Annotated in this window: 24 protein-coding genes and 1 tRNA gene; 13 read left to right on the forward strand and 12 right to left on the reverse strand. The window is 61.0% G+C overall.

Annotated elements, in window-relative coordinates; translation table 11 throughout:
- Positions 1–16 precede the first annotated feature (16 nt).
- Together IB244_RS09665 and uxaC are read right to left on the reverse strand one after the other, a co-directional pair.
- Entirely contained in the window at positions 17–1,471 is a 1,455-nt protein-coding gene (locus IB244_RS09665) for a mannitol dehydrogenase family protein (RefSeq protein ID WP_192304067.1), read from the reverse strand.
- The gene (gene uxaC, locus IB244_RS09670; protein ID WP_169679515.1) at positions 1,468–2,883 is read right to left on the reverse strand and encodes a glucuronate isomerase; all 1,416 of its coding nucleotides are present in this window, start codon (positions 2,881–2,883) and stop codon (positions 1,468–1,470) included. Before uxaC ends, IB244_RS09665 begins: the two co-directional genes overlap by 4 nt.
- Before the next feature lie 181 nt (positions 2,884–3,064).
- On the opposite strand from uxaC, the gene IB244_RS09675 reads away from it, so the two are divergent.
- Both IB244_RS09675 and IB244_RS09680 read left to right on the forward strand, forming a co-directional pair.
- Complete coding sequence (locus tag IB244_RS09675; protein WP_112658148.1) at positions 3,065–3,274, forward strand: SlyX family protein; 210 nt, start codon at positions 3,065–3,067, stop codon at positions 3,272–3,274.
- Positions 3,275–3,392: 118 nt separating this feature from the next.
- Positions 3,393–3,836: a PACE efflux transporter gene (locus IB244_RS09680; RefSeq protein WP_169679517.1), complete on the forward strand. Its 444-nt coding sequence runs from the start codon at positions 3,393–3,395 to the stop codon at positions 3,834–3,836.
- A gap of 72 nt (positions 3,837–3,908) precedes the next feature.
- Here the strand turns inward: IB244_RS09680 and IB244_RS09685 are convergent, their stop codons facing one another.
- Together IB244_RS09685 and IB244_RS09690 are read right to left on the reverse strand one after the other, a co-directional pair.
- Entirely contained in the window at positions 3,909–5,390 is a 1,482-nt protein-coding gene (locus IB244_RS09685) for an NAD-dependent succinate-semialdehyde dehydrogenase (RefSeq protein WP_192240689.1), read from the reverse strand.
- Between the two features lie 32 nt (positions 5,391–5,422).
- Complete coding sequence (locus IB244_RS09690; RefSeq protein WP_062375558.1) at positions 5,423–6,700, reverse strand: 4-aminobutyrate--2-oxoglutarate transaminase; 1,278 nt, start codon at positions 6,698–6,700, stop codon at positions 5,423–5,425.
- 200 nt (positions 6,701–6,900) lie between these two features.
- Between IB244_RS09690 and IB244_RS09695 the strand changes: the two genes are divergently transcribed.
- From IB244_RS09695 to IB244_RS09705, 3 genes are all read left to right on the forward strand, one after another.
- A complete protein-coding gene (locus tag IB244_RS09695) occupies positions 6,901–7,707 on the forward strand; it encodes a MerR family transcriptional regulator (protein WP_192304069.1) in 807 nt (268 codons plus the stop codon).
- A gap of 73 nt (positions 7,708–7,780) precedes the next feature.
- Positions 7,781–8,404 carry a ribonuclease D gene (locus IB244_RS09700; RefSeq protein WP_025659742.1) on the forward strand — a complete coding sequence of 208 codons (624 nt, stop codon included), beginning with the start codon at positions 7,781–7,783 and terminating at the stop codon, positions 8,402–8,404.
- A 229-nt stretch (positions 8,405–8,633) separates the two neighbouring features.
- On the forward strand, positions 8,634–10,178 hold the full coding sequence (locus IB244_RS09705; RefSeq protein WP_192304071.1) for a hypothetical protein: 1,545 nt from the start codon (positions 8,634–8,636) through the stop codon (positions 10,176–10,178).
- An 84-nt stretch (positions 10,179–10,262) separates the two neighbouring features.
- Here the strand turns inward: IB244_RS09705 and rpsA are convergent, their stop codons facing one another.
- From rpsA to IB244_RS09720, 3 genes are all read right to left on the reverse strand, one after another.
- Entirely contained in the window at positions 10,263–11,966 is a 1,704-nt protein-coding gene (gene rpsA / locus IB244_RS09710) for a 30S ribosomal protein S1 (RefSeq protein ID WP_018855368.1), read from the reverse strand.
- A 166-nt stretch (positions 11,967–12,132) separates the two neighbouring features.
- Positions 12,133–12,780 (reverse strand): (d)CMP kinase, encoded by a 648-nt coding sequence (gene cmk / locus IB244_RS09715; RefSeq protein ID WP_192304073.1) that lies wholly within the window; start codon positions 12,778–12,780, stop codon positions 12,133–12,135.
- A gap of 8 nt (positions 12,781–12,788) precedes the next feature.
- The gene (locus IB244_RS09720; protein WP_113162079.1) at positions 12,789–13,430 is read right to left on the reverse strand and encodes an FMN-binding negative transcriptional regulator; all 642 of its coding nucleotides are present in this window, start codon (positions 13,428–13,430) and stop codon (positions 12,789–12,791) included.
- Positions 13,431–13,657: 227 nt separating this feature from the next.
- Here IB244_RS09720 and IB244_RS09725 point away from each other — a divergent pair, with 227 nt between their 5' ends.
- From IB244_RS09725 to IB244_RS09740, 4 genes are all read left to right on the forward strand, one after another.
- Positions 13,658–14,044, forward strand: a complete 387-nt coding sequence (locus IB244_RS09725) for a TIGR02300 family protein (protein WP_169679525.1) — start codon at positions 13,658–13,660, stop codon at positions 14,042–14,044.
- A 150-nt stretch (positions 14,045–14,194) separates the two neighbouring features.
- Positions 14,195–14,270: transfer RNA gene (locus IB244_RS09730), tRNA-Ala, on the forward strand.
- Between the two features lie 188 nt (positions 14,271–14,458).
- Positions 14,459–15,169 (forward strand): YoaK family protein, encoded by a 711-nt coding sequence (locus tag IB244_RS09735; protein WP_192240692.1) that lies wholly within the window; start codon positions 14,459–14,461, stop codon positions 15,167–15,169.
- Positions 15,170–15,233: 64 nt separating this feature from the next.
- Positions 15,234–16,019, forward strand: a complete 786-nt coding sequence (locus tag IB244_RS09740) for a YdcF family protein (protein ID WP_192240693.1) — start codon at positions 15,234–15,236, stop codon at positions 16,017–16,019.
- Between the two features lie 5 nt (positions 16,020–16,024).
- Here the strand turns inward: IB244_RS09740 and IB244_RS09745 are convergent, their stop codons facing one another.
- Positions 16,025–16,507 (reverse strand): hypothetical protein, encoded by a 483-nt coding sequence (locus IB244_RS09745; RefSeq protein ID WP_018855374.1) that lies wholly within the window; start codon positions 16,505–16,507, stop codon positions 16,025–16,027.
- A 123-nt stretch (positions 16,508–16,630) separates the two neighbouring features.
- Here IB244_RS09745 and IB244_RS09750 point away from each other — a divergent pair, with 123 nt between their 5' ends.
- Positions 16,631–17,266, forward strand: coding sequence for a trimeric intracellular cation channel family protein (locus IB244_RS09750; protein WP_025659736.1), 636 nt, complete (start codon positions 16,631–16,633; stop codon positions 17,264–17,266).
- A gap of 2 nt (positions 17,267–17,268) precedes the next feature.
- On the opposite strand, the gene irrA is transcribed toward IB244_RS09750, so the two are convergent.
- Positions 17,269–17,688, reverse strand: coding sequence for an iron response transcriptional regulator IrrA (irrA, locus tag IB244_RS09755; protein ID WP_018855376.1), 420 nt, complete (start codon positions 17,686–17,688; stop codon positions 17,269–17,271).
- A gap of 305 nt (positions 17,689–17,993) precedes the next feature.
- Between irrA and fabA the strand changes: the two genes are divergently transcribed.
- The 3 genes from fabA to fabI are packed head-to-tail and all read left to right on the forward strand — an operon-like array spanning position 17,994 to position 20,602.
- A complete protein-coding gene (gene fabA / locus IB244_RS09760; RefSeq protein ID WP_016552232.1) occupies positions 17,994–18,509 on the forward strand; it encodes a 3-hydroxyacyl-[acyl-carrier-protein] dehydratase FabA in 516 nt (171 codons plus the stop codon).
- 58 nt (positions 18,510–18,567) lie between these two features.
- Positions 18,568–19,791: a beta-ketoacyl-ACP synthase I gene (gene fabB, locus IB244_RS09765; protein WP_018855377.1), complete on the forward strand. Its 1,224-nt coding sequence runs from the start codon at positions 18,568–18,570 to the stop codon at positions 19,789–19,791.
- 4 nt (positions 19,792–19,795) lie between these two features.
- A complete protein-coding gene (gene fabI / locus IB244_RS09770) occupies positions 19,796–20,602 on the forward strand; it encodes an enoyl-ACP reductase FabI (protein ID WP_025659735.1) in 807 nt (268 codons plus the stop codon).
- A 50-nt stretch (positions 20,603–20,652) separates the two neighbouring features.
- Here the strand turns inward: fabI and IB244_RS09775 are convergent, their stop codons facing one another.
- The 3 genes from IB244_RS09775 to pnp form a co-directional block, all read right to left on the reverse strand.
- A complete protein-coding gene (locus tag IB244_RS09775) occupies positions 20,653–21,060 on the reverse strand; it encodes an ester cyclase (RefSeq protein WP_025659734.1) in 408 nt (135 codons plus the stop codon).
- A gap of 30 nt (positions 21,061–21,090) precedes the next feature.
- Positions 21,091–22,107: a class I SAM-dependent methyltransferase gene (locus IB244_RS09780; protein WP_192304075.1), complete on the reverse strand. Its 1,017-nt coding sequence runs from the start codon at positions 22,105–22,107 to the stop codon at positions 21,091–21,093.
- A gap of 75 nt (positions 22,108–22,182) precedes the next feature.
- The gene (gene pnp, locus IB244_RS09785) at positions 22,183–24,333 is read right to left on the reverse strand and encodes a polyribonucleotide nucleotidyltransferase (RefSeq protein WP_018855381.1); all 2,151 of its coding nucleotides are present in this window, start codon (positions 24,331–24,333) and stop codon (positions 22,183–22,185) included.
- Positions 24,334–24,583 lie beyond the last annotated feature (250 nt).

Consider the following 24,583-nt stretch of genomic DNA (forward strand, 5'->3'; position numbering starts at 1 on the left):
CGTCACAGCACCCTTCTCAGAACAGCGGCAGCTTGTTGTCCTGGATCAGGATCTCAAGCTTGTTCGCCACATCCTCGGTCCAGCCGATATTGCCAGTCAGCGCCGCCGGGAAAAGGCCCGCCAGCCCGAACAGGGCTTTCGACACCGCGCCGCCATTGCACGGCACGTCGGCCAAGAGCGCAGCAATTTCCCCCGCGCGGGGATCGCGCAATTCGTAGCGTTCGCCATCCCGGTTAACGCCAAGGGCATAGCGCATCCAGGCAGCCACTGCGATCGCATAGGTTTCCGCCTTGCTGCCGTTCGCCAAGGCTTCGGCGGCCGGCTCGAGGAGGCGCTGCGGCAGCTTCTGCGTGCCGTCCATGGCGATCTGATAGGTGCGGTGGGCAATCGCCTTGTTCGCAAAGCGCGCTATCAACTCGTCGGCATAGACTTCAAGATCGATACCGGGCACGGGATCGAGCGTGGCGGCGGCCGCGTTCATGTGGCGGCGCGCAAGCGCCGCAAGGCCGACGTCATCCATGACGTCGCGGATAAATTCATAGCCGCCTATGTAACCGAGATAGGCGAGCAGCGAGTGCGCGCCGTTCAGCATCCGCAGCTTCATCTTTTCGTAAGCGGAGACTTCCTCGACCATCAGCGCGCCGGCCTTTTCCCACTCCGGACGGCCGTTGGCGAAGTGATCCTCGATCACCCATTGCGTGAAGGGTTCGGTCTCGATCGCCACCAGATCCTGCCTGCCGGTGAGTCTTTCGGCATCGCGATAGGTGGCATCGGTACTTGCCGGCGTGATGCGATCGACCATGGTCGATGGGAAGGGCACGTTCTTTTCGATCCACTCGCGAAGCTCCGGATCGATGCAAGCGGCGAACTCGAGCACGAGCCGCTTCAGGACGGCGCCGTTGCTCGGCAGGTTATCGCAGCTGAGCGGTGTGAACGGCGCGATACCCTTGGCGCGGCGGCGTGCAAGCCCCTCGACGATGTAGCCGATGACGCCACGGGGCGCATGGCGGTTGGCAAGGTCGGCGGCAATGTCGGGATGCTTCAAGTCCAAGCCGCCGGTCGCGGAATCGAAGCCATAAGCCTTCTCCGTGACCGTCAGACTGACGATCTTGATCGCGGGATCCTCAAACCGGGCAAGGAGATCGCCGGGATTGCGGGTCGCCACATGCGCGCGCAGGATCGGACCGATGACATTCGCCGTCGTGCCCGATGTATCGCGCACGAGCATCGTATAGAGGCCGTTCTGCTCATTCAGGTGATCGGCGACGTCGGCTGTCCGCAGGCTCGCAACCTCGATGCCCCAATCGCCACCGGCGGCCGCAATCGCGGCATCCGTGAACGGCGCGAAATGGGCGCGAAAGAATGCGCCGGGACCGAGATGCAGGATACCCGGCTTCAACCCGTTGCGATTATAGCCGGGAAGCTTGGCAGTCGGCGCGAGGTCGGAAAGGCTCGTCAGACGTTCGGTCACAGCTTGTATGCCTTCTTCGCATTTCCGTAGGAGAGCTCGCCGGCGACGATCTCGGCTTCCTTGCGGGACATGCGGTGTTCGGTCACGAACTGCGCCAGGAAGCGGCAGACCTCGCGGCGCCAGACATCGTGGCGCGCCGGGATCGACAGAAGCGCGCGCGTATCGTCGTTGAAGCCCGCCAGGTTGGCGAAACCGGCCGTCTCCACCACCTGGTCGAGATAGCGGCGAATGCCGTTCGGGCTGTCGTGGAACCACCAGGGCGGACCGATCATCAGGCAGGACCAATGGCCGGCCATCGGTGCCAGCTCGCGGGCATAGGTCGTCTCGTCGAGAGTGAAGAGGAGCACTCGCAGGCCCGGCGCATTGCCATACTTGGCGAGCATTGCTGAAAGCCCGCCGACCCAATCGGTCGGCGTCGGGATATCCGCGCCCATGTTCGGGCCGCGGGTCTGGAACAGTTCGCGATCGGTGTTGCGGCGCGAGCCGGCATGGATCTGCATCGTCATGCCGTCTTCGGCTGAAAGCCCGGCCATTTCGGTCAGCATCTGGCCGCGGTAAAGCTCCGTTTCCTCGGCGCTCAGCGTCCCCTTGTGCGCCTTGTCGAGCAAGCGCTGCTTGTCAGCCAGCGGCAGGTCGGCCGTGAAGGCCGTCGGCACGCCATGGTCGGTGGCAGTCGCGCCGTACTGGCGGAAATAGGCGCGGCGCTTGCGGTGGGCATCGATCAGCCCATCCCACTTTGTCACGTCGCAATCGGTCAGTTCGCCAAGCCGAACCAGGTTTTCGCGGAAGCCGACGGCATCCGGGTCGGTGACGCTGTCCGGCCGGTAGGTGGTGCGGACGCGGCCGATCCAGCCGTCTTCCGCCATCTTCTGGTGATGCACCAGCGGGTCGAGCGCGCCCTCGGTCGTGGCGATCGTCTCGATACCGAAGCGCTTGTGCAGGGCGCGCGGGCGGAACTCCGGCAGCGCCAGCTGCGCATTGATATGGTCGTAAAGCGCATCCGCATTTTCAGGCGTCAGCGGCTCTTCACAGCCGAGGACGGCCGACATCGCATGATCGACCCAGAGGCTGGAGGGCGTACCGCGGAAGAGATGGTATTGCGCGGCGAAAGCGCGCCAGATGTCACGGCCCTTGGCGACCGGCTTGCCGTCGAGGCGAGGCACGCCGAGATCGTCGAGTTTGACGCCAACGCTGTGCAGCATCCGGAAGAGATAATGGTCCGGAATGACAAGCAGCGAGGACGCATCCTCGAACGGCTTGTCGTCGGCAAACCACGAGGGTTCCGTATGCCCGTGTGGGCTTACGATCGGCAGGGCCCGAACCGTCTCGTAGAGGTCCCGCGCGACCGTGCGGGTTGCCGGATCGGCCGGAAAGAGCCGGTCTGGATGAAGAAAGCCGTTACCAAGATCCATGAGAATTCCTCCCTGAAGGGCTACCGCCCTACCCCACAACGTGGGGCGCGGCAAGGGCTTTTAGTAACCAAACGGTTCACTTTTGCAAATCGCACGTCACCGCCCTCGAAACGATTGACCGCGCGGACTATTTCCGCTTTTCAGATGGCATGACATTGGCCGGTTGCGGCGAGGAGGTTCCATGTCCGAAGAGACGAACCGCATTACAAAGCTCGAGGAAATCGTTGCCCATCAGGCAAAGACGATTGAGGAGCTGTCCGACCAGCTGGCCGAACAATGGAAGGCCGTGGAGCAGACGCGGGCCAAGCTGGACAGGCTGACGGAACGGTTTCTGTCGCTTGAGGAGCAATCGCTGGAAGCGCCGGCGAATACACGGCCGCCGCACTACTGAGCAGGGTGCCGCCCTTGTCTTCGGCTGCCAGAATACCTATTAAAAGGGAGTGAGGACGACCTCCCCCTCTATGGGCATCAACTCGGGACGACCCGAACATTCCCACTAAGGGTAGACCATGCGTAAAACCGCAGACCGTGTCCGTCACGCCATCAGCTTCGAAATCATTGGACTTTCCCTTGTCACGCCGCTCGGCGCGCTGGCCTTCGGCATGCCTATGGCCGATATCGGCGTGATCGGCGTCGCCGGCGCGACGCTCGCGACAGCCTGGAACTATCTCTACAATCTCGGCTTCGACCATCTGATGCAATACCTCACCGGCGGCACGCAAAAGAGTGTTGCGGTCCGCGTCCTGCATGCGGTCATGTTTGAGGTCGGGTTGCTGCTCGCGCTACTGCCGATGATCGCCTGGTACCTCGACATCAGCGTCATCCAGGCGCTGACGATGGATGTGTCCTTCGCGCTTTTCTACGTGGTATACGCGTTCGTTTTCAACTGGGCCTATGATCGCATCTTCCCGCTGCCGGATTGGCAGCTGGGAGGGCAAGCACAGCAAAGCTAACCGAAAAAGACGGGACCGCCGCGGCCGGCGATCCCGTTTGCAATGCCTCAACTGTCGTGAGCGACGTGTCGCTCAGACATTGCCCATGCAGAGATACTTCATCTCCAGATAGTCATCGGCACCGTGGCGCGAGCCTTCGCGGCCGAGGCCAGACTGCTTGATGCCGCCGAAGGGTGCCGTTTCCGTCGACATCAGGCCGGTATTGATTCCGACCATGCCGTATTCCAGCGCCTCTGCGACACGCCAGACCTTTTTCAGGTCGCCGGCGAAGAAGTAGGCGGCGAGGCCGAACTCGGTGTCGTTGGCCTGGGCGATCACATCCTCGACCGTATCGAAGCGGAAGAGCGGCGCGACGGGACCGAACGTTTCTTCGCGCGCGACCTTCATCTCGCGGGTGACGCCGGTGAGCACGGTCGGTGTGAAGAAGGTGCCGGCACCCTCGACGCGCTTGCCGCCCGTCAGAATCCTCGCTCCCCTCGAAACAGCATCTGCAACGTGGCTCTCCACTTTGGATAGGCCCTGCTCGTCGATCAACGGGCCGATCGTCACGCCAGCCTTGAAACCGTCACCGACGGCCATCGTCTCGACTTTGGCCGCAAGTTTGGCGGCGAAGGCATCATAGACTCCTGACTGGACATAAAGGCGGTTTGCGCAGACGCAGGTCTGGCCGGCATTGCGATACTTGGACGCCAGAGCGCCCTCGACCGCTGCGTCCAGATCCGCATCGTCAAAGACGATGAAGGGCGCGTTGCCGCCAAGCTCGAGGCTGATCTTCTTGATCTGATCGGCGCACTGGCGCATCAGAATGCGGCCGACCTCCGTCGATCCGGTGAAGCTGATCTTGCGCACCTTGTCGTTGCCGCAAAGCTCCTTGCCGATTGCCGGGCCGTCTTCTCCGACGATGACGTTGAAGACGCCGGCCGGAATACCGGCCTGCTCGGCGAGAACGGCAAGTGCCAGCGCCGACAGCGGCGTCTGCTCGGCAGGCTTTGAGACGACCGCGCAGCCGACAGCCAGCGCCGGGGCGATCTTGCGAGTGATCATCGCGGCCGGAAAATTCCAAGGCGTGATCGTGCCGACGACGCCAACCGGCTGCTTGATGACGATCATGCGCTTGTCGCTCGACGGCGCAGGGATTGTCTCGCCATAGATGCGTTTGGCCTCTTCCGCATACCATTCGACATAGGCTGCAGCGTAAAGGATCTCGCCGCGGGCCTCGGGGAAAGGCTTGCCCATTTCAGCGGTCAGGATGGCGGCCAGTTCATCGGCATGAGCGACCATCAGGTCATGCCATTTGCGCAGAATCCCGGCGCGCTCCTTTGCGGGCCGCGCGGCCCAGGCCGGCTGAGCAGCGTAGGCGGCGTCGATTGCTTCCCGCGTCTCGCCAGCCCCCATGTCGGGCAGCGAGGCGAGAACCTCGCCGGTGGCAGGATTGAGGACGTCAAAGGTCTTGGTCGCGCCGCCGGCCGTCCAGCTACCGTTGATATAGCCGGCATCGCGCAGGAACGGCGAGGAAAAGGGAACGTGTTTTGTCAATGCAGTTGTGAATGCCATGTCATGTAACTCCAGGCAAAGAAGGGCTGGCCCTACTTACCGCTTGCTTCGAGGATCGAGGCTTCCAAAATGTCGAGCGCTTCGCCAAAGACACTATCCTGGATCGTGATCGGGGCGAGGAAACGGATGACGTTTCCATGCACGCCGCACGTCAGCAGGATCAGGCCTTTCTCAAGCGCAATCAGGCGAACCTTGTTGGCGAAATCGGCGCTCGGCAGCTTCGTCGTCTTGTCGTTGAACTCGACAGCGTTCATGAAACCCGGACCGCGGATATCGACGATTTCAGGCACCTTTTCGCGCAGTGATTCCAGGCGCTGCTTCAACCGGTTGCCAAGCTGATTGGCGCGATCGCAGAGATCTTCGTCCTTGATGACGTCGAGGACTGCGTGAGCCGCAGCTATGCCAAGCGGATTGCCGCCATAGGTACCGCCGAGACCGCCCGGTCCGGGCGCATCCATGATCTCGGCACGACCCGTGACGGCGGCCAGCGGGAATCCGCCAGCGAGGCTCTTTGCCATCGTCATCAAGTCGGGTGCGACCTCATGATGATCCATCGCGAACATCTTGCCGGTACGAGCAAAGCCGGTCTGCACCTCATCGGCGATCAGGAGGATGCCGTGTTGGTCGCAGAGTTCGCGCAGCGCCTTCATGAAGGCGACCGGCGCCGGGTAGAAACCACCCTCGCCCTGAACTGGCTCGATAATGATGGCGGCAACGCGCTGCGGATCGACATCGGCGGCAAACAGCTTCTTCAGCGCGGCCAGCGACTGATCCGGCGTCACGCCATGCAGCTCGACCGGGAACGGGACATGGAAGACATCGCCCGGCATTGCGCCGAAACCGACCTTGTAGGGCACGACCTTGCCGGTCAGCGCCATACCCATGAAGGTGCGGCCATGGAAACCGCCGCCAAAGGCAATCACGGCGGAGCGGCCGGTCGCGGCACGGGCGATCTTCACCGCATTCTCGACGGCTTCGGCACCTGTTGTGACGAAGATCGTCTTCTTCTCGAAGTTGCCGGGCGTCAGCGCATTCAAGCGCTCGGCCAGATGCACGTAACTCTCGTAAGGCACCACCTGGTGGCAGGTATGGGTGAAATGATCGAGCTGATCCTTGACGGCGGCGATCACGCGCGGGTGACGGTGACCGGTGTTGAGGACGGCAATGCCGGCCGCGAAGTCGATATAGCGTCGACCTTCCTTATCCCAGATCTCGGCATTTTCTGCGCGATCGGCATAGATCTGCGTCGTCATGCCAACGCCACGCGAGATTGCGGCATTCTTTCGGTCTGTGAGGGTGGTCGCGGCCATCGGTGCGTTCCTGCTCTGGAATGGATGAACTATCTTGCATAACTTCGGCAAGACATGTAGAAAATTCCTACATTTTTCCTGCAAGAAATCAAGCGGCATTTGCCGCTTCAAACTGCTGTCGTTTTCAGCGATGGTCGTTCAAGAAAAATCAGGGTCGGATAAGGCCTGAAGAAGACAGACGAACCGGGATTATTTGGCTTATGAACAACGGTACGCCCGTGCGCTACAAAGTGGCGGAGGCGGCAAAATCAGCAGGCGTTTCCGCATCGACCTTGCGCCTTTGGGAAAGCCAGGGCCTCGTCGTTCCGGACCGGTCGGAAACCGGGCACCGGCAATACAGCGCCGAGGACGTCGCACGGTTAAAAAAGATAGCCTGGTATCGAACCGAGCGCGGACTCAATCCGGCCGCCATTCGCGAGGCATTGGAAAGCGAGGAACCATCTGAAAATTCGGATGCGTCTGACGCCTCGGATCTAGGTCGGCGGCTGCGCAGTCTGCGCCACGGCGCCGGCAAGACACTGGATCAGGTTGCCGGTGACATTGGCATTGCTGCCTCGACACTGTCGACGCTCGAACGCACCTCCCAGGGGGTGAGTTTCAAGACGTTGCACGACCTTGCGGCATATTATGGCACCACGGTTTCCAGGCTTTCTGGGGAAGAGCGCGACGACATGCCCGAGGTCGTCCGCGCCGGCGCTTGGCGCACATGGCCGGAAACGACGCCAGGTGTCACGGTGCAGCTTCTGGCCGAGGGCCGCACGATGATGGATTGCCACCGTTTCGTGCTCGCACCCGGTGCGGCGAGCGAAGGCGCCTACCGACACGAAGGGGAGGAGTTCATGCACGTACTCTCCGGGAGGCTGGAGCTGGTCCTCGATTCCGATCAGTTCTTCGATCTCGGACCCGGCGATTCGCTCTATTTCGAAAGCCGTCGCTATCACTCCTGGCGCAACCGTCACGATGGCGAAACCGTCCTCATCTGGATCAATACACCGCCGACATTCTGAGCCTTGGCGGTATCGCCCGCCATGGCTTTGCGCTATAGGCCACAAGTGACAGTTCGAGTGTGAGATGAGATCGATGGCAGCCATCATACGTTACCATGAAGGTGATATTTCCGCGGCAGATGCCGCCCGCTATACCGGAGCGATTGCCATCGACACCGAAACGCTGGGCCTTGTGCCGCGCCGCGACCGGCTGTGCGTGGTGCAACTCTCACCGGGCGACGGCACGGCCGACGTGATCCGCATCGCCGCCGGGCAGAAGGAAGCGCCGAACCTCGTGGCGCTGCTTGCCAATGGGCAACAGAAGATCTTCCACTATGGCCGCTTCGACATTGCCGTCTTGTTCCACACCTTCGGCGTCACCATGCAGCCGGTGTTCTGCACCAAGATCGCCTCACGTCTCTGCCGAACCTATACCGATCGGCATGGACTGAAGGACAATCTCAAGGAAATGCTCGACGTCGATATTTCCAAGACGCAGCAATCCTCCGACTGGGCTGCCGCAACTTTGTCCCCTGCGCAGCTGGAATACGCGGCCTCTGACGTGCTTTACCTGCACGCGCTGCGCGACAAGCTGACCGAGCGGCTGGTGCGAGACGGCCGCATCGATCATGCCAACGCCTGCTTCCAATTCCTTCCGACGCGCGCCAAGCTCGATCTGCTCGGCTGGGAAGAAGCCGACATTTTCGCCCACAGCTAAGACGTTTCTGGATTTTGCACGTATTGAACCGGGCGCGGCGATGCGCGTACCGGCCATTAGTAATTCGTTAACGCCGCTTCGATAGATTATTTGCCAATTTTTATGCATTCGACGGCGCGATGGAGCGCCGCGTCGGGCAGACCGAACTGCCGGGGAATGCAACGGGCCGGATGAGCGCGGCCTTCTTGTAGCCTGCCTTCACCGCACTTTACGAAAGAAGGAGCATGACATGTTGTCTCCGGTTCGTGCAGCGTCAAATGGAAGCCTTTCCTCCCAGAGCCAGACCGCGGCCGTCAGTACCGATGGCCTGGTGCGCGCGGCCAGCGCCGTTGCTCCCGTGCATCAGATTCAGGGCGCCGATCTCAATTCTTCTGTTGCCGGCAAGCTCAGCATTCTTCTGCTAGCTGTCCGGGCGCGGATGGTCGACGCCCTTCTCGATGTGCTCAGTGCCACGAGCGAGGCGCTTGCGATCCCGCGCGAGGACGACGAAACCGACCTAGCCTTTGCCTCCCGCATGGCAGCTGCGATCGAGAAGCTGCCGCCGGCGAAGATCGAAAAAGTCGAGCGGCAGCTTGCGATGCAAGGCCACGCAGTTCCGCTTCGCCTGCTTGCAGAGGCGCTCCGGAACCCGGCTGGACCGGAGGCTGCCCGCATCGCCACCTATCTTGAAACGATCCGCGACAAGGATCGCGATCTCGCCGCCCGCGCCGTGGTTCGCTCCTACGGCCAGAACGACGCCTCGCCGACGCGCCAGGAACAGCGGACGGAAATTCGCATCCATCGGGACAATCTTGCTGGGACTGCGCAGGTACCTCTGCCGACAAAGCAGGAACCGGAATCTGCACGGCCGCAGACCGCACTGGTTGCCGCGGCCCATATCGATGGCGGCGACGAGCGGACCGAACTCATCAAGAACGATGCAGTCGCTGACGAGCCGATCGTCAATCCGACCGCCAAGGCGTCCGCCGAAGAAACGCTCGCGGAGCCTAATCAAGATGTGCAGGAGAGCGTGCCGCCCAGGCACGCCGCGGATCCGGCACGGGAAACCGTGCAAGCCGAGACCGCTCGGACAACGTCCAAGGGCGACCCGATCATTCCGAAGAGCTGGCCGGCGATATCAGCCTCGCTGTCGAACGATACCACGAAGCTGATCGTTACAATCATTCAGGACCAGGAAACAGAAGTGCTGCTGGAAGCCGCCGATCCCGATCCTGCGGTCGAGATCGATATCATCCTCGACGAAACGGTCCTCGCCGATCTGCCGGAGGAATTGACCACCCTGCCCGATCTACATCCATTGCCGGAGGGCATTGCGCGCCAATCGCCCCTCATCGCGGTACAGCCGGCAACCGAAGCGGCCGCAGCGGCTGCAAAAAGACACCCTGCCGCGGAACCGCCAGCACCCTTGACGGTGCAGCAGGCGATCGACGAGACCTATGCGCCGGTGCTCATGAAAATCGTCGAGGGCGTGCCGTACGCCACGCAGCCTTACGAGTTCTCGAAGGACGAGGCCGACGATAGTGGCGCCCACGCGATGTACCGCGAGGACCACAACGGCGGCGAGCCGTCGGAAGAGGAAGAGCGGCAGGGCGAGCCGTCGGACGACGACGAAACGGACATCCTGATGGACAGTGAGGCGGCTGCAGCGATTGCCGCCCGAGAAAGTCTGATCAAGGCCGGCACGCCGCCTCACCGCCCGGCGCCGGCCCTGCCAATCGCCGTGAGTGGCGACGAAGCCTATTCGCTCTACCGACGCAAGGTCGACTGGGAATAGCTCGCCATTGCAACGACAGTACAGAAACGAAGAACCCGCCGGATCGCTCCGGCGGGTTCTTTTGTTCTTCAAGCCTGCTGGCGATTATTCGCCGCCGCGGTTCTTCAGAGCCGCGCCGAGAATGTCGCCGAGCGAAGCGCCGCTGTCGGACGAACCGAACTGAGCAACAGCTTCCTTCTCTTCCGCGATTTCCAGAGCCTTGATGGACAGCATGATCTTGCGGTCCTTCTTGGAGAAGTTGGTGACGCGGGCGTCAACAACCTGGCCAACCGAGAAGCGTTCCGGACGCTGCTCGTCGCGATCGCGCGACAGGTCTGCGCGGCGGATGAACGACGTGATGTCTTCGTGGTCGACGAGCTTCACTTCGATGCCGCCGTCGTTGACTGCGATGACTTCGCAGGAAACGACTGCATTCTTGCGCAGGTCGCCCGAAGCTGCGGCTTCGCCGACAGCGTCCTTGCCGAGCTGCTTGATGCCGAGCGAGATGCGCTCCTTTTCGACGTCAACATCGAGAACGACCGCCTTAACGACGTCGCCCTTGTTGAACTCTTCGATGACCTGTTCGCCTGGACGGTTCCAGTCGAGGTCGGAGAGGTGCACCATGCCGTCAACATCGCCGTCGAGGCCGATGAACAGGCCGAATTCGGTCTTGTTCTTGACTTCGCCTTCGACTTCAGTGCCAGCCGGATGGTTGCGAGCGAATGCCGCCCACGGATTTTCCAGCGTCTGCTTGAGGCCGAGCGAAATACGGCGCTTGGACGGATCGACTTCGAGAACGACGACTTCGACTTCCTGGCTCGTGGACAGGATCTTGCCGGGGTGTACGTTCTTCTTGGTCCAGGACATTTCCGAAATGTGGATCAGGCCTTCGATGCCCGGCTCCAGCTCGACGAACGCACCGTAGTCGGTGATGTTCGTGACGGTACCGGAAATCTTCTTGCCTTCCGGATACTTGGCCTGGATGCCATCCCACGGATCCGACTCGAGCTGCTTCATGCCGAGCGAGATGCGGTGGGTTTCCTGGTTGATGCGGATGATCTGAACCTTGACCTGCTGGCCAATGGACAGGATTTCCGACGGATGGTTCACACGGCGCCATGCCATGTCGGTGACGTGCAGCAGGCCGTCAATGCCGCCGAGGTCAACGAACGCACCGTAATCGGTGATGTTCTTGACGACGCCGTCAACAACCTGGCCTTCTTCGAGGTTCTGAACGATTTCAGAACGCTGCTCGGCACGGGATTCTTCCAGAACCGTACGACGCGAAACGACGATGTTGCCGCGGCGCTTGTCCATCTTGAGGATTTCGAAGGGCTGCGGGTTGTGCATCAGCGGGGTAACGTCGCGGATCGGACGGATGTCGACCTGCGAACGCGGCAGGAAGGCAATCGCGCCGTCGAGGTCAACCGTGAAGCCGCCCTTGACCTGGTTGAAGATAACGCCTTCAACGCGCTCACCAGCTTCAAACTTGGCTTCGAGCTTGACCCAGCTTTCTTCGCGGCGAGCCTTCTCGCGCGACAGAACTGCTTCGCCAAGAGCGTTTTCGATGCGCTCGACGTAAACTTCGACTTCGTCGCCGACCTTGAGCGAGCCGTCCTTGGCCTTGGCGCCGAATTCCTTGAGTAGGATGCGACCTTCGACCTTGAGGCCGACGTCGACAACGGCAGAGTCCTTCTCGATTGCCGTTACGATGCCCTTGGTGACATAGCCTTCAGCCAGGTCGTGCTTGGCAAAGGATTCTTCGAGAAGGGCCGCGAAATCTTCGCGAGAGGGAGTAGCTACTGACATGTAATCTCCTGCATATCCGAATCCGGATACGTATGCGCCGGTTGGTTCGTGTTGAACGGGCCTGAACCCAGTCCGCTTCCAGTCGGGAAGCAATCCGGCGCTTGGACGGAATTTCAGGCTTAGTCTTCGGAAGCAGCCCAGGCAAAGCTTGGGCAAATCGCTCGAATTAGGTATTTCGGCTCAAAGCTGCATCGATGATCGATTTCGCAGCTTGAAACGCGGCCTCTATACTCATTTCCGACGTATCAAGCAAGTGCGCGTCTTCGGCTGGTTTCAAAGGGCTGTCGGCCCGTCCCATGTCGCGTTCGTCGCGGCGCTTGACGTCGTCGAAAATGGCATCGAAATCGGCAATTCCTCCCTTGCCTGTTACTTCGTCGTAGCGGCGTTTAGCCCGAACCTCGGGACTTGCCGTTACATAGAGCTTTACCGGCGCCGCCGGGCAGACGACGGTTCCGATATCACGGCCGTCGAGCACCGTTCCGGGCGCCATTTCAGAAAACCGCCGCTGCGCCTCCACCAGTGCACGCCGCACCGAAGGCATGACCGCGATCTTCGAGGCAGCCTCGCCAATCTCATGCTTCGAAAGTATATCGCGATCGAGACCTGCCAGTTCAACCTCGCGCGCCATCTTTTCTGCCACCGCCTCGTCGTCGAGCGTCAGGCCGGCATCGAGCAAAGCCTTTGCCGTCGCGCGGTAGGTCAGCCCCGTGTCGAGATGATGAAAGCCGTAGGTCTCCGCGATGCGGCGCGAGAGCGTTCCCTTTCCTGCGGCTGCGGGTCCATCGATGGCGATCGTAAACTGTTTGGAGCTCATCTGTCCGTTCATTTCTCCGCCAATCCGCCGTAGCGGCGGACGAGATCGACCATGTCTTCCCGACCGGACTCTTCACCGAGACCGGCAACAACACCTTCGCGATCAGCAACCGGTCGGTTCTGGCTGACCTTCCACTTGCCTTCAATCGCTGCAATCTCGATTTCGACGCCGATGATGCCTTTCATCTGCGCGCGGATGAAATCATCAGGCGCATCACCCACTGCCCAAGGCCTGTCGCGTGGGCCTTCCTGTTGCGTGGTGATCGCGTTGATCTGCTGAAGCAGCCAGTCCGCGTCGTCGATGACACGGGCCCTGCCCCTGACCTGTACGATCGCGTAGTTCCAGGTCGGCACGACTTTACCGGTCTCCTGCTTCGTCTGGTACCAGGATGGCGTGATGTAGGCATCGGCGCCCTGGAACACGGCGAGCACATCCGCGCCGGCGTCGATATCGCGCCACTGCGGATTGGCCTTGGCGAGGTGAAGGCGCAAGATCCCCTTTTCGGAGGCTGCGGCATCCAGATGGAAAGGGACCGAATTCGCCATCAAGCCGGAAGCACCCGCAGTGATCAGCATGCCGAGCGGATGTGCCCGGATCAAGGCGTGCTGGACACCCAAGTCTTCCTCACGAAAATGCGGCGGCTGGTACATTTCTCGCACCTATCCCGGCAGCCGGCCACGCGCCGATCTACCCTGCAAATGAACAATCGCCGGCTCACTATCACAAATGGCGGCGCCGGTCATCTGGCGCGCATGAAGTTTGGCTTTGACATGCCGTGCTGCAACGATTATGGGGACCGGCTTATAAATTCCGAATAGAACGCCGGGTTTCACGGCATTTGCCGAATCTTGATTCGGCCATTCTCACGAGGCTAACAGTGGCGAAAGCTGAACTTGGAACGAAGCGTACCGATCCGGAAACCGGCAAGAAGTTCTACGACCTGAACCGGGATCCGATCGTTTCTCCCTATACGGGCAAGTCCTATCCGCTCTCCTTCTTCGAGGAAACCTCTGCTGCCGCAGCGGCTGAAGCCCAGGATGAAGAGGAAGTGGCAGAAGTCGATACCGAAAGCACGGAAGTCGAACTGGTGTCGCTCGAGGACGCAGAAGAAGGCGCATCCGGCGACGAGATTCCAGATATGGGTGATGACGACGTCGAAATCGAAGGCGACGACGACGACACCTTCCTCGAAGCCGACGAAGACGACGATGACGACGACATGAGCGACATCATCGGCGTCACCGGCGACGAAGACGAAGTCTGATCGGATTAAGTCTCGGCCCGGACGAGAAAATTTCGCCGGGCCGATTTTTTTGGCTTGCTATCTCCAAAAACCGGAAGTAAGAAGCCGCCACTCCGCGAGGCAAGCGCTTCGCGAAGCATCCCAGGACCGGCCTAGCCGGACCGCCTTGATGGGGCTATAGCTCAGCTGGGAGAGCGCTTGCATGGCATGCAAGAGGTCAGCGGTTCGATCCCGCTTAGCTCCACCAAATTTCTCCCGACACGAATAACACTGGCTGTTCGACGCGTTTGGAACCACTTTCGTCTTAACGGCTGTCGCGCCCGAGGACTGTTCGCTCGCGGTCATTTCCTCATACACTGCTTTGCCAATTTTTTAGCAACTGCGGGTATGTATGGTTCCGATGCCGACTGATCGGCAGCCTGGAGCCTTGGTTCAATGACACGAGAAAGACGGCGGCGCATCATACACACGCGCAGAACGACGACCGGCCTGGTGCTTGCCGGCGCGATTTCCTTTCTGGCGGGTATGACCGATGCGACCGGACTGGCGCTGACCGGTGATTTCGTGTCGTTCATGACGGGCAACACAACGCGCGCCGCCCTGTCGCTCGGCGGCGGCGATCTACGGCATGCGGCCATTCTACTCTCGGCGATCATGGTCTTCGTGCTTGGCAATGCGGCCGGGATCGTGATCGCGCATTTCGCGGACCGGCGCACCTTCGCCGTGCTTTCCTGCGTCAGCATCGCGCTGGCTACCGCCTCTCTCATGATGGGCGAGAGCGTGGCGATGCCGCGCTTCTATCTCATCGTCGCTTCGATGGGGATGGTGAACGCGGCCGTGGAGCAGATCGAGGGGCTGCCGATCGGGCTGACCTATGTGACCGGAGCGCTCTCGCGTTTTGGGCGTGGCCTTGGGCGCTGGATTATCGGCGACAAGCGATTGGAGTGGACGATCCAGATCGTACCGTGGGCCGGCATGTTTGCGGGCGCGGTGATGGGCGCGCTGCTCACACAGATCGCGGGTGCGGCGGCCCTGTGGGTGATTGCCGTCTTTGCGATGCTGGTTGCGCTCGCCTCTCTGCTCATACCCAAACGCCTGCAACGTCGGTTTAACGCCACGCCACGTTCGGAGGTACGCACGAAATGAAGTCGCAATAGAAGCCTATCGAATCAGATAGATGGCGGGCGGAAACCGCTGAAGGAAGACATCCTTGTTTCTCTTTTCAAAGCTCATCTGGATCTTCGGGCAGCCATTGTCGCTCGCTTTCCTTTTCGTCCTGTTTGCCCTGGTGACGGGCCTTGTCCGCTGGCGTGCGACAAGTCTCGTTTCCTCGGCGGTTGCGGGCCTGATTTTGTTCGTCACGCTCTACACCACCGTCGGCAACTACCTTCTACAGGGTCTCGAGGATCGGTTTGTCAAACCGCAGGATCCGGCAAGCCTGCAGTGCATGATCGTCTTGGGCGGTGCATTCGAGAACGAGGTGAATACCGCCCGCCACGGAATAGAGCTCAATGCCGGGGCCGATCGCTTCGTCGAAGCGCTGCGCCTGGCGCAGAAATTTCCGCAGACGCGAATCCTGATTTCCGGCGGCGATGGGTCGATCTCCGGCATCTACGAAGGTGACGCGGCGATATCGGCGCGCTTCTTCCCGATGTTCGGCATTGGCCGAGACCGCCTGGTCGAAGAAACGACATCGCGCACGACCTTCGAAAACGCGATGAACACCAAGGAGCTTCTGGCAAGCCAAGGTCTTTCGAACTGCCTGCTGATCACCTCCGGCTACCATATGCCGCGATCGGTCGGCATCTTCCGTAAACTTGGAATCGACGTCGTGCCGTGGCCGACGGACTACCGCACTGACGGGCGAGAAAGCCTTGGCTTCGATTTCACGCAGCCGAGCCGGAATTCCCAGAACCTGGCAACGGCAATCCGCGAATGGTTCGGGCTCGTCGGCTACTACCTCGCCGGCCGCACTTCAGAGCTCTATCCGGGCTGAACTAGCTATTTCTTGGAGATCGTCACGAACTTGGTGCCGCGCACACGGGCTGTGACGACACAAGGCTCCTTCGCCTTGTCGGCATCCGGACGATCGCAGAAACGCGGGTGCATCTTCATTGCCAGCACCATGTTGCCGAAGCGCTTCACGAAGTCATAACCGTAGACCTGGGCGGTCGCGATCATGAAATAGCCACCCTCGGCGACCTGCAGATAGAAATTATAAGTGCAGCCGTCATCATTGCACTGCGGACCCTTCTCGCCGTCGCAGGTGAGCTCACCCTCGTTGACGACGGCGTCGATCAGACCGTCATTGTTGATATCCTGGCGGAGGACGAAGCCGTCCGAAAATTCCGCCTTGGTGCACTGCTCCTGAAAGTGCTTCTTCTCATAGACCTCCGGATCCGAGATAAGCGATTGCTGTGCGAAGGCCGCAACTGGGGCGACGAGTAGCGCGGCAAGGTTCAGAGCGATCAGGAGCGTTTTCACGAAGGGTTTCTCTTTTGGTCGAATAAGGACGCTGTTGGCCGGACAGTTTGCTTGATCCGGCTTGCGCCGCCCTTGCCGCCGTGATTCATATTCGAAAGATACGCGCCGGTTCTGGAGGACTGCATGCCGCTGTTCGTCTATGTGGATTATGCCGGCGTTGCGCTTTTTGCGGCAACAGGCGCGCTCGCGGCCTCGCGGAAACAGCTTGACCTGATCGGCTTCCTGTTCTTCTCCATCGTCACGGGGACGGGTGGCGGTACGGTGCGCGACATTGTCCTTGGCCGTGTGCCGGTGTTCTGGGTTCTGAACCCGACTTACGTCATCGTCTGCTGCGCCATCGGCGTCCTGGTGTTCTTTACCGCCCACCTCGTTGAATCGCGCTATCGCTTGCTGATCTGGCTCGATGCCGTAGGGCTGTCGGCTTACTGCGTGATGGGTGCCGCGAAGGGCCTCGCCGCCACGGGCTCGCCAACGATCGGCATCGTGACCGGGACGTTGACGGCGACCTTCGGTGGCATCCTGCGCGATCTACTGGCCAACGAGCCGTCCGTGCTGTTGCGGCCCGAAATCTACATCACGGCAGCACTGGTCGGCGGCGGCATATTTACGGCTGCGAACGCGCTCGACCTGCCGCTCTATGCGGCCTCTGCCGTCGGTGTCGTCGCGGCATTCTCAGTGCGCGGCGGCGCGCTCTATTTCGGTTGGACCTTTCCGACCTACAAGGCAAAGCCCGGCCGGCATCCTGACGATGTGATGTGAAATCAGCGCCGCTTCGCGCGCAGGCGGATCACGACGTCGACGTGGGCGATTTCCAGCCCTTCCGGCGGCTCCGGCAGATTACCGATCGTCAGATTACTGACCGGGATATCCAGCACGTCGTTTTCACCTTCGACGAAGAAGTGATGGTGGTCGGAGACGTTGGTGTCGAAATAGGTCTTGGCGCTTTCGACCGCGAGAACGCGGATCATCCCTGCTTCGGTAAACTGGTGCAGCGTGTTGTAGACGGTCGCCAGCGACACCGGCACTCCCGCCTGCACGGCCTCCTCGTGGAGTTCCTCGACCGTCAGGTGCCGATCGCCTTTGGCGAAAAGCAGGTCACCGAGCGCGACGCGCTGGCGCGTCGGACGAAGGCCGGCGTGTCTCAGCCGTGCCTCAATGGTAAGCGGGGCCTCTGCCACCATCCGACGAACTCCGGTTTAATCTAGCGTCAAGCAATCAGGTTTCATTAGCCATATAACTTTTGCGCAAAAGCGTTTCAATAGTTTCAATGGGGACAAAGAGTGCGAAAACGCCGCAAAATCGGGCTTTTGGCGCAATTAGTGCTGGCCGGGGGCTTGGCCTTCCTGTATGCGACCACCAAATAAGGCGCGCAGCCGGTCCTCCGGAGGTTGGATGAAGCTCAGTCATGCTTATGCTTCATTTTCCGCTGAACTTGGACTAAACGTTCACATCCATCGGCATAGTTGCGGGGGGAATTAGAGTTTTCATGGCGACGAAACAATCCAGCTTCAACTACGAGGAAATTCTGGCCTGCGGCCGCGGCGAACTGTTCGGTCCGGGCAACGCACAGCTTCCTCTCCCGCCGATGTTGATGGTTCATCGCATTACCGACATTTCCGAAACCGGTGGCGCCTTCGACAAGGGCTACATTCGCGCTGAATACGACGTGAAACCCGACGACTGGTATTTTCCCTGCCACTTCCAGGGTAACCCGATCATGCCCGGCTGCCTCGGCCTTGACGGCATGTGGCAGCTGACCGGCTTCTTCCTCGGCTGGCTGGGCGAGCCCGGTCGCGGCATGGCGCTTTCAACCGGCGAAGTGAAGTTCAAGGGCATGATCCGCCCGACCACGAAGCTGCTTGAGTACGGCATCGATTTCAAGCGCGTCATGCGCGGCCGCCTGGTTCTCGGCACCGCCGATGGCTGGCTGAAGGCCGACGGCGAAACCATCTACCAGGCAACCGACCTGCGCGTCGGCCTGTCCAAGGACAAAGAAGCCTGATTGCACCGGGCGTAGTTGCCCGGTTTCCAAGTTAGAAAAAACGAAAAGGTCGAAACACATGAGACGGGTAGTTGTTACGGGTCTGGGTGTTGTCTCCTCGATCGGCAATGATGCCGCCGAGGTCACTGCGTCGCTGCGCGACGCCAAGTCCGGCATTTCCTTCTCCAACGATTTTGCTGAGCACGGCTTCAAGTGCCAGGTCTGGGGTCGCCCCTCGCTTGATCCGACGGATCTGGTCGACCGCCGCGCCATGCGCTTCCTGAGTCAGGGCGGCGCCTGGAACCATGTGGCAATGAAGCAGGCGATCGCCGATTCCGGTCTGGAAGAGAGCGACATCAGCAACAACGAGCGCACCGGCATCATCATGGGCTCCGGCGGACCTTCGACGCGCACGCTGATCGAAGCTGCCGAGATCACCATCAAGAACAACAGCCCGAAGCGCATCGGCCCGTTTGCCGTGCCGAAGGCGATGTCCTCGACGGCATCGGCAACGCTCGCCACCTGGTTCAAGATCCACGGCGTCAACTACTCGATCTCGTCGGCCTGCTCGACCTCGGCACACTGCATCGGCAATGCCGCAGAGATGATCCAGTGGGGCAAGCAGGACGTGATGTTCGCTGGCGGCCACGAAGACCTTGACTGGACGATGTCGAACCTCTTCGATGCCATGGGCGCCATGTCCTCCAAGTACAACGAGACGCCGGCAACGGCGTCGCGTGCCTATGATGTCAGCCGCGACGGCTTTGTCATCGCCGGCGGCGCGGGCGTTCTCGTCCTGGAAGAGCTGGAGCGTGCCAAGGCGCGCGGTGCAAAGATCTACGCTGAAATCGTCGGCTACGGCGCGACCTCGGATGGTTACGACATGGTCGCTCCGTCGGGCGAAGGCGCGATCCGCTGCATGCGCCAGGCGCTCGCGACGGTGAAGGGCGATGTCGACTACATCAACACGCACGGCACCTCGACCCCTGTTGGCGACAGCAAGGAAATCGGTGCAATCCGCGAAGTCTTCGGCGACAAGATCCCGCACATCCAGTCGACCAAGTCGCTGACGGGCCATTCGCTGGGCGCAGCCGGCGTGCAAGAATCGATCTACTCGCTGCTGATGATGCAGGCCGGGTTCATCGGCGAAAGCGCGCATATCACTGAGCTCGACCCTGAATTCGACGGCGTTCCGATCGTTCGCAAGCGCATCGACGATGCCAAGATCGACATTGCCCTTTCCAACTCCTTCGGCTTCGGCGGCACCAACGCCACGCTCGTCTTCCAGCGCTACAACGGATAATAATATGACGGGAATCATGCAGGGTAAGCGCGGCCTCATCATGGGTGTCGCGAACAACCATTCCATCGCCTGGGGAATTTCGAAGGCGCTGGCAGCACAGGGAGCGGAACTTGCCTTCACCTATCAGGGCGATGCTCTCGGCAAGCGTGTCAAGCCGCTGGCCGCCGAAGTCGGTTCAGAATTCGTTCTGCCGTGCGACGTCGAGGACATCGCCTCGGTCGACGCCACCGTCGATGCCATCAAGGAGCGCTGGGGCACACTGGACTTCGTCGTTCACGCCATCGGCTTTTCCGACAAGAACGAGCTGAAGGGCCTTTACGCCGACACCACGCGCGACAATTTCAGCCGCACGATGGTGATCTCCTGTTTCTCCTTCACCGAGATCGCCAAGCGCTGCGCGCCGCTCATGAATGCCGGCGGTTCGATGCTGACGCTGACCTACAATGGCTCGACGCGCGTCATCCCGAACTACAACGTCATGGGTGTTGCAAAGGCTGCTCTCGAGGCGTCGGTGCGTTATCTGGCTGCGGATTACGGGCCGAGCGGGATCCGCGTCAATGCGATCTCTGCTGGCCCGATCCGGACGCTCGCGGGCGCTGGCATTTCCGATGCACGCGCAATCCTCTCCTGGAACCAGCGGAACTCGCCGCTGCGCAAGACGGTGACGATCGATCAGGTCGGCAATTCCGCCCTTTATCTGCTGTCGGACCTGTCGGCAGGCGTTACCGGCGAAATCCATTTCGTAGATGCAGGCTTCAACATCACCTCGATGCCGACACTGGACGCACTGCGCACGGCAGACGTGGAATAAGGACCGAAGCCGGGCTTGGAAACGAGCCCGGCTTTTCCGAAACGCATCCCCTAGGGATGCGTGACCTGCCGCAGAATAGCAGCCGAATCTCTGGCGCCCCAGCGGGTCGCAATCTTTCCGTTTTCGACGACAAACCACTCCATCGCGGTGAGCTCGTAGCTCTTGTCAGTCGGGTCGTGACCCACGAGACCGCGGAAGAAGCCGGAATAACGCCCGCTTTCCCGGTAGCGGACGACGACGTTCTTCCCCTCGGCGGCGATATCGAGGATCTCGAGGTTGATGTTCATCCCCTCGTGGAGCTCACGCCAGATAGGCTCGACCTCATCGAGACCGCCATATCCCAGAACACCGTAAATCCGCGCATCGGCGGCAAAGAGCTCGCGCAACGCCGCCATGTCGAAGCGGTTGAACGCCTCGACATAGGCCGTCACGAGTTGCTTGTTTGCTTCCGTATCCATAGCTCCCCCTCCCTTTGGGCTGTTCCGCGGCTACTTCTTCGCCCACAGCACCTTGAAGCGCGCATTGCGGCAAGTTTCGCCGCTCTCCTTGAAGTTTGCGGCAAGCACCGGCTCGTAGGGCAATCCGCGATTGGCAACCAGCAAGAGACGCCCGCCTCCGCGCAGCGCTGAGGCAGCGGTCTTGATCATCGCCTGACCGAGTGACGGCTCCGCCGCATGTCCTTCATGGAAGGGCGGGTTCATGATGATGAGGTCGTACCTGTCCTTGACCGGTTCGCTCGCCAGGTCATGCCAGAAGAAGCGCGCCGGCACGTCGGGGCAGTTCTCCGCCATGTTGCCCTTGGCGGCTTCAAGAGTCGCGTGGTTGGCCTCGTAGAGGTCGAGGCGACTGACACCCGGCGAGCGCTCCGCCAGTTCGACGGACAGATAACCCCAGCCGGCGCCAAAGTCGGCGACATCACCGGTGAAATCGGCAGGCAGACGCGAGGCGAGCAACTCCGAGCCATCATCGACGCGGTCGTGCGAGAACATGCCGGCCGCGGCCAGGAAACGGCCATCCACGCGCACGGACGGCTTGGAAAACTTGCTGACGACCTCACCAACGTCGGCCGGCCGTCCGAACCAGAGCGCCACGCCGTGATATTTCGGCATGTGTTCGATCTCGAGGCCGAAGCCCTCCATACGCTTACGGAGCGACTGGACGCCATCCTCCTTGCCGCCGGCGATGACGATCAGGCCGCCCACCTTCACGTGCTGAAGCGCGGCAGCGATGCTCGCCTCGTTCTCGCCCTTGTGCTTGTTGCAGAGAACCAGCGCGGCATCGTAGTCCTCGCCTTCGATCTCAGGCGTGGTTTCGATCCGCTGCGAGAGGAGTTGCCTAAACAGCGGCCGGAAGCCCTGTACGGCGCTCAGCGAGGCGGCAAAGCCCTCCGGCAGGGCAAAGCCTGCCTCGGCGCCGAGGAAGAGCACACGCTCGCCCTCGCCGGGCGCTTCAACGGTGCCGCTGGCAAAGGGATGGAACAGGGTCTTCAGGGTTTCGCGGCTCATGATCTCTTCTCGCCTTCGGATACAAAAAGGGCGCGGGAAAACTCCCACGCCCTCGAACGGTTTGAAAGGCGCGGCTTATTCAGCCGCTTCCTCCTTCTTCTTGTCGGACTTTTCGGCAGCCGGGAGTTCCTGGCCAGTTGCCTGGTCGACAACCTTCATCGACAGGCGGACCTTGCCACGCTCGTCAAAGCCGAGGAGCTTGACCCAGACCTTCTGGCCCTCCTTGACGACGTCCTGCGTCTTGGCAACGCGCTCGGAAGCAAGCTGCGAGATGTGGACGAGGCCATCGCGGGCGCCGAAGAAGTTGACGAAGGCGCCGAAGTCGGCGGTCTTGACGACCGTGCCTTCGTAGATCTGGCCAACTTCCGGTTCAGCAACGATCGAGTGGATCCACTTGCGGGCCGCTTCGATTTCCTTGCCGGACGAGGACGCGATCTTGACCGTGCCGTCGTCTTCGATGTTGATCTTCGCGCCGGTCTTTTCGACGATTTCGCGGATGACCTTGCCGCCGGAGCCGATGACTTCGCGGATCTTGTCGACTGGAATGTTCATGACTTCGATGCGCGGTGCAAACTCGCCGAGCTGGCCACGGCTCTCGGTGATGGCCTTGGCCATTTCGCCGAGGATGTGGGCGCGGCCACCCTGAGCCTGGCCGAGAGCGACCTTCATGATCTCTTCGGTGATACCAGCGATCTTGATGTCCATCTGCAGCGAGGTGATGCCGTCTGCGGTACCCGCAACCTTGAAGTCCATGTCGCCGAGGTGGTCTTCGTCACCGAGGATGTCGGAGAGAACCGCGAAGCGGTCGCCTTCGAGGATCAGGCCCATGGCGATACCGGCAACCGGCTTGGCGAGCGGAACACCAGCGTCCATGAGTGCAAGCGATGTGCCGCAAACGGTCGCCATCGAGGACGAGCCATTCGATTCGGTGATCTCGGAGACGACGCGCAGGGTGTAAGGGAACTGCTCAGCAGACGGCAGCATCGGACGGATGGCGCGCCACGCGAGCTTGCCGTGACCGATTTCGCGGCGACCTGGGGAACCCATGCGGCCGGTTTCGCCAACCGAGTAGGGCGGGAAGTTGTAATGGAGCAGGAAGCGCTCCTTGTACATGCCCGTCAGGCTGTCGACGTACTGCTCGTCTTCGCCGGTGCCGAGCGTGGCAACGACGATCGCCTGCGTTTCACCGCGGGTGAAGAGCGCCGAACCGTGAGTGCGCGGCAGGAGGCCGACTTCCGAGACGATCGGACGAACGGTTTCGAGGTCGCGGCCGTCGATACGGCTCTTGGTGTCGAGGATGTTCCAACGAACGATCTTCGCCTGCAGGTGCTTGAAGATCGCGCCGACTTCTTCGGCCGTGTACTTGGCTTCGCCTTCTTCCGGCAGGAAGTGTGCCTTGACCTTCGCCTTGACGGCGTCGACGGCAGCGTAGCGTTCAGCCTTCTGCGTGTTCTTGTAGGCGGTGCGAAGCTCGGCTTCGAAATGCTTCAGCATCTCGCCTTCGAGTTCGGAGTAGTCTTCCGGCTGGAAGTCACGCGGTTCCTTGGCAGCCACTTCAGCGAGCTTGATGATCGCATCGAGGACCGGCTGGAAGCCCCGGTGGCCGAACATGACGGCGCCGAGCATGACTTCTTCATTAAGTTCCTTGGCTTCGGATTCAACCATCAGAACGGCGTCGTGCGTACCTGCTACAACGAGGTCGAGGATCGACTCTTCCATCTCGTCGAGATGCGGGTTCAGAACGTATTCGCCGTTTATGTAGCCGACGCGGGCGCCACCGACCGGGCCCATGAAGGGAACGCCCGACAGCGTCAGAGCTGCCGACGCAGCAACCATCGACAGGACGTCGGGGTTGTTTTCAAGGTCATGCTGGATGACGGTGACGACGACCTGCGTGTCGTTCTTGTAGCCTTCCGGGAAGAGCGGACGGATCGGGCGGTCGATCAGGCGGGAAACGAGGGTTTCGTTTTCCGACGGACGGCCTTCACGCTTGAAGTAGCCGCCGGGGATCTTGCCGGCTGCGTAGGTCTTTTCCTGGTAGTTGACGGTCAGCGGGAAGAAGTCCTGGCCCGGCTTCGGCGCCTTGGCGGAAACGACGGTGGCGAGAACCACGGTTTCGCCGTAGGTCGCGAGAACGGCACCGTCAGCCTGACGGGCGATCTTGCCGGTCTCGAGCTTCAGCGGGCGGCCTGCCCACTCGATTTCCACACTATGAGTATCGAACATATGTCTTGTCCTTCAATGCGGGAACATGCGCCTCGCCTTCCAAGGCACGGTGCACGGTCAACCGCAATCGGTGTGACGCATCATGGGCAAGACAACGGGAGGCTTTACATTCATCGGTCCATAAGAGACCGGGCCAAAGCTTGTGAGGCTCTGGCCAAAAGCATCCGGCAATCCTGCCCCATGACAGGTCAACGGTTGGTTTGGCAGAACCGGCCCATCCGGGTCTGCCGGGCAATCCGCCACGCGTGGC

Origin of the sequence: Rhizobium sp. RHZ02 (assembly GCF_014851575.1) — a bacterium.
GTDB lineage: Bacteria > Pseudomonadota > Alphaproteobacteria > Rhizobiales > Rhizobiaceae > Rhizobium > Rhizobium altiplani.

What these genes read in the sequence shown, in the direction of transcription:
- IB244_RS09700 (WP_025659742.1), top strand. Translation starts at nt 7,781, where the DNA reads ATGGCAGCCATCATACGTTACCATGAAGGTGATATTTCCGCGGCAGAT.
- IB244_RS09705 (WP_192304071.1), top strand. Translation starts at nt 8,634, where the DNA reads ATGTTGTCTCCGGTTCGTGCAGCGTCAAATGGAAGCCTTTCCTCCCAG.
- cmk (WP_192304073.1), bottom strand. Translation starts at nt 12,780, where the DNA reads ATGAGCTCCAAACAGTTTACGATCGCCATCGATGGACCCGCAGCCGCA.
- IB244_RS09680 (WP_169679517.1), top strand. Translation starts at nt 3,393, where the DNA reads ATGCGTAAAACCGCAGACCGTGTCCGTCACGCCATCAGCTTCGAAATC.
- IB244_RS09685 (WP_192240689.1), bottom strand. Translation starts at nt 5,390, where the DNA reads ATGGCATTCACAACTGCATTGACAAAACACGTTCCCTTTTCCTCGCCG.
- IB244_RS09750 (WP_025659736.1), top strand. Translation starts at nt 16,631, where the DNA reads ATGCCGCTGTTCGTCTATGTGGATTATGCCGGCGTTGCGCTTTTTGCG.
- IB244_RS09735 (WP_192240692.1), top strand. Translation starts at nt 14,459, where the DNA reads ATGACACGAGAAAGACGGCGGCGCATCATACACACGCGCAGAACGACG.
- fabI (WP_025659735.1), top strand. Translation starts at nt 19,796, where the DNA reads ATGACGGGAATCATGCAGGGTAAGCGCGGCCTCATCATGGGTGTCGCG.
- IB244_RS09780 (WP_192304075.1), bottom strand. Translation starts at nt 22,107, where the DNA reads ATGAGCCGCGAAACCCTGAAGACCCTGTTCCATCCCTTTGCCAGCGGC.
- IB244_RS09675 (WP_112658148.1), top strand. Translation starts at nt 3,065, where the DNA reads ATGTCCGAAGAGACGAACCGCATTACAAAGCTCGAGGAAATCGTTGCC.
- IB244_RS09720 (WP_113162079.1), bottom strand. Translation starts at nt 13,430, where the DNA reads ATGTACCAGCCGCCGCATTTTCGTGAGGAAGACTTGGGTGTCCAGCAC.
- IB244_RS09775 (WP_025659734.1), bottom strand. Translation starts at nt 21,060, where the DNA reads ATGGATACGGAAGCAAACAAGCAACTCGTGACGGCCTATGTCGAGGCG.
- IB244_RS09690 (WP_062375558.1), bottom strand. Translation starts at nt 6,700, where the DNA reads ATGGCCGCGACCACCCTCACAGACCGAAAGAATGCCGCAATCTCGCGT.
- fabA (WP_016552232.1), top strand. Translation starts at nt 17,994, where the DNA reads ATGGCGACGAAACAATCCAGCTTCAACTACGAGGAAATTCTGGCCTGC.
- pnp (WP_018855381.1), bottom strand. Translation starts at nt 24,333, where the DNA reads ATGTTCGATACTCATAGTGTGGAAATCGAGTGGGCAGGCCGCCCGCTG.
- IB244_RS09695 (WP_192304069.1), top strand. Translation starts at nt 6,901, where the DNA reads ATGAACAACGGTACGCCCGTGCGCTACAAAGTGGCGGAGGCGGCAAAA.
- rpsA (WP_018855368.1), bottom strand. Translation starts at nt 11,966, where the DNA reads ATGTCAGTAGCTACTCCCTCTCGCGAAGATTTCGCGGCCCTTCTCGAA.
- irrA (WP_018855376.1), bottom strand. Translation starts at nt 17,688, where the DNA reads ATGGTGGCAGAGGCCCCGCTTACCATTGAGGCACGGCTGAGACACGCC.
- fabB (WP_018855377.1), top strand. Translation starts at nt 18,568, where the DNA reads ATGAGACGGGTAGTTGTTACGGGTCTGGGTGTTGTCTCCTCGATCGGC.
- uxaC (WP_169679515.1), bottom strand. Translation starts at nt 2,883, where the DNA reads ATGGATCTTGGTAACGGCTTTCTTCATCCAGACCGGCTCTTTCCGGCC.